At 60.2% G+C, this 3,049-nt stretch carries 3 protein-coding genes; all 3 read left to right on the plus strand.

Translation table 11 applies throughout. The annotated features are described in order from the left end of the window. A partial coding sequence (locus tag AB1609_19495) for a hypothetical protein (GenBank protein ID MEW6048628.1) occupies positions 1 to 749 on the plus strand: 749 nt, incomplete at its 5' end. Positions 750 to 1,428: 679 nt separating this feature from the next. Next, positions 1,429 to 2,049: a hypothetical protein gene (locus tag AB1609_19500; GenBank protein MEW6048629.1), complete on the plus strand. Its 621-nt coding sequence runs from the start codon at positions 1,429 to 1,431 to the stop codon at positions 2,047 to 2,049. After that, positions 2,046 to 2,633 carry a hypothetical protein gene (locus tag AB1609_19505; GenBank protein MEW6048630.1) on the plus strand — a complete coding sequence of 196 codons (588 nt, stop codon included), beginning with the start codon at positions 2,046 to 2,048 and terminating at the stop codon, positions 2,631 to 2,633. The genes AB1609_19500 and AB1609_19505 overlap by 4 nt, the downstream gene beginning before the upstream one ends. Positions 2,634 to 3,049: the final 416 nt, after the last annotated feature.

Below are 3,049 nucleotides of genomic sequence, written 5' to 3' on the forward strand. Positions count from 1 at the left end.
CGTTGCCACCCGGGAGCCGCCTGACGGTCCGCCGGAAAGGAACAAGATTCACCGTCAGCGGGCCCGGGCTGAAGAAGACAACCCTGTCCGCGCGTGTGGAAGACCTGGAGCGCGACCATGAAGTGGTCCCTCTTACACCCCACACCGAGGCCGTCCACAAGATAACGCGGCAGCTGACTTGGCCCTGGGACCGCCATCCCCTGGTTATCGGCTCGTACCAGCAGGGGCCGTTTCGCTCATCGGTGGCCATATGGGTTGAGGCCGGAGGCGGAAGTCCTGTGCGCACGTTGGGCGAGTTGAGGGAGCGTCTCGATAAGTGGTCAGGGGATCCACCCGATCCGGCAGCCTGGCTCTCGGTTCAGAAGGCCGCGGATGCGGAGGCACGCCGTTTGGTCAAAGAAATGGAGGCGTTGGCCGATCGACGTTACGCTGGCGGGCTGGCTGCTCAGCGAGCCGCAGCCCGGGAGCGACTCCTCCGGGAGCTGGCCCGCTACCTGGCATGCTGGGGTCAGGGAGTGGACGATCTAAATGGTCTGTTTTACACGGCGATGAAGAAGGGGGGACCGGCGGCGCTGCGTCTCCTGCAAGCCTACGAACTCCTCGGCGGCTACCCGGAATGGCCGGACGAGCTACGCACTGAGATCCAGGCCTGGCTGACCTCTATCACAGAGAACCACCGGCAAGCCCGCCTTCTCGGCAAAGAACTCGACGCTGCCCTCCAGGACCCCCGCTGGAAAGCCCGAGTCTGAGCGCCCGTTCGAGAGCGCAGCGCAGGTATAAAGTCAGCGAAGGTGGGGAGCACCATGGGCAAGGTGATCCATATCGAGCAGGGAACTCTTCGAGAGGTTGCAGCGGTTTGCCAGTTCCTTAGAGGACGCTGTCGACACGGTGCTTGTGAGACTCCTCGACTTCGTGGAAGATGTGCTTGCGTCCCGGGGGGTGCACGTGTCGCCAGCGGCAATAACCAGGGTCGACCCCGGTCAGAACACGATGCCGACGGTTAAGGCCAGCCGAACCCATAGGCTGCCTGGTCACCCGAATCGCGCCGTCATTGCACAGCGCGTGTTGTATCGAACCCTGAACGAGGTGTTGGGCGGATACTTTGGTGGCAGGGCAACCCGCCAGAAGGTCCTGCCGGAGATGCGTAATCGCTTGGCAGGAAGCTTGTCGGACGCTGACCTTGAGCGCGGGAGTGCGGGCACGGAGAGATGGCAGGAGCGGACCGACATGTTGGTGTACCTGATGCGTCGAAGGGGGCGTATTGAGCCATGAGCATATCCGGCCCCGGTGTCTGGTGCCTCACGGAGCCCGATCGAAAGACTTAAGCACCAGCGGCTAGCAGACGGATGTGGACCTTGCATACAGCCGCGGCACTGATCCCTTCCCCGGTCGCATGGCAGGGGACGCCAATGGCGATGGCGAAGGGGGGTGGGCGATCCGTTGAAGAGAACTGAGGGGGCCGTTACCGACAACGGGCCTCGGGCAAGCACAACAATGAAGTCCTTTATGGACGTTGCCTTCAGCGTGATCGTGGCGGAGTGTTTCACTCGGTACGCGGAAGTGCTGCTTGAACCCAGTAGGCATCTCCTCTCCTTCTTAGCCGTGATTGCAACGATCGGCTCCGTTGTCTGGAGTTACGTTCAATTCCGCATTTCCCTAGAAGTCTGGCCGTACTTGGACAGACCGATTGGATATTGCCGGTTCGCAGCTGATCTGCTGATTGTCGGCCTGTACGGGTATCAGTTATACTCAATAAGGGACCTTCTCACACGCGGGAGCCTCTGTAAGTACACTCTCGCGTTTCCTCTGGTCTTTTCGTTATACATTGCGAGCGGTGCACTGCGCAGGCACGAGCATGGTACTCGGGAAGCCAGTCGGATGGGCCTGTTAGTGATCTTTTTCCTTTTTTTCGTCATGATAGCCGTCGGCTATCAAGTGGCGTTCGCTCGGTGCGGCCCCGGCCTCGTGCTCAACGGGGTAGCCGTGGCCCTTCCTACTGTCCTTATCGTGCTTTACCGCGTTCTGCGGGGGAGGTCTAACAGAAAGTGAGAATTGCCGTCGACGTGGATGGTGTCCTGGCGGACCAGATAGCTCCCTTGATCCCCAGACTTAAACAGAAGTACGGGATACTGATCAAACCCGATGAGATAACCTCGTGGGAGTATGTGCTGAGCACGGGAACGAACATAAGAACTGAAATCGAAGAGGCGTTGGAGGACCCCGAGTTCTTGCTGAACATGCCGGTCGTCGAGGGTGCACTGTTTGGAATGACCCAGCTTTGCAAATGCCATCGGGTGTACGTAGCTACTGCTCGTCAACCCAGACTTGCCGAGTTGACTAGCAGGTGGCTACGCAAGCATGGCATCCCTCACCGGTGCCTGGTGTCGACCGATTCCCGGGGCAAGGCTGCCCTCGACGCGGACGTCCTAATTGACGACAATATTGAAAACATCCAGCTGTTCTGTGAGTCTGGTAGACACGGGGTCTTGTTCGACCGCAGTTGGAATCGATCCATGGACACGGCGAAGTCAGCTAGAATTAGCAGAGCTCTGAACTGGCTTCACGTATTGGAGATAGTCCGGCAAATCCAGGTCGACCCTGGGTCGGGGTATGCATGCACGCCGCACGCTTGACTTGACAGGGGTTCCAACGACAAATAAGCGCCGCGCAGTCGTCCGTCGCGTGGTTGGTAGAGGTCGTCCCTCCAGCTCGGGCGGGCACGTCGGATACGGCAGCGCGACCGATCCGGCCCCAGGGAAGAATGAGCTGTGCCGGGTGCCGGACCAAAGGAATAAGCGCCGCGTGGTGGCAACAGCCGAGCCAACCGCTGGACCTAGTGACTACCGTGCTAGGCGTGCCAGCGCCTGAGGCCCTGGGCCAGTGCCACGCGTCCCACGGCCCCGCGCACTCCGGCAAATGCGGGTGCAGATTCCCGGCGAAAAGTGAGCCAGTTTCCCACTGAAATTTGAGCCACCCCGGTTCCCAGAAAAGGAACCCACTACCACCCACGGCTCTGGAGTCCCGTTTGGTGTTGGATTCGTCGCCCGGT

The organism is Bacillota bacterium, assembly GCA_040754675.1.
Classification (GTDB): Bacteria; Bacillota; Limnochordia; order Limnochordales; family Geochordaceae; genus Geochorda.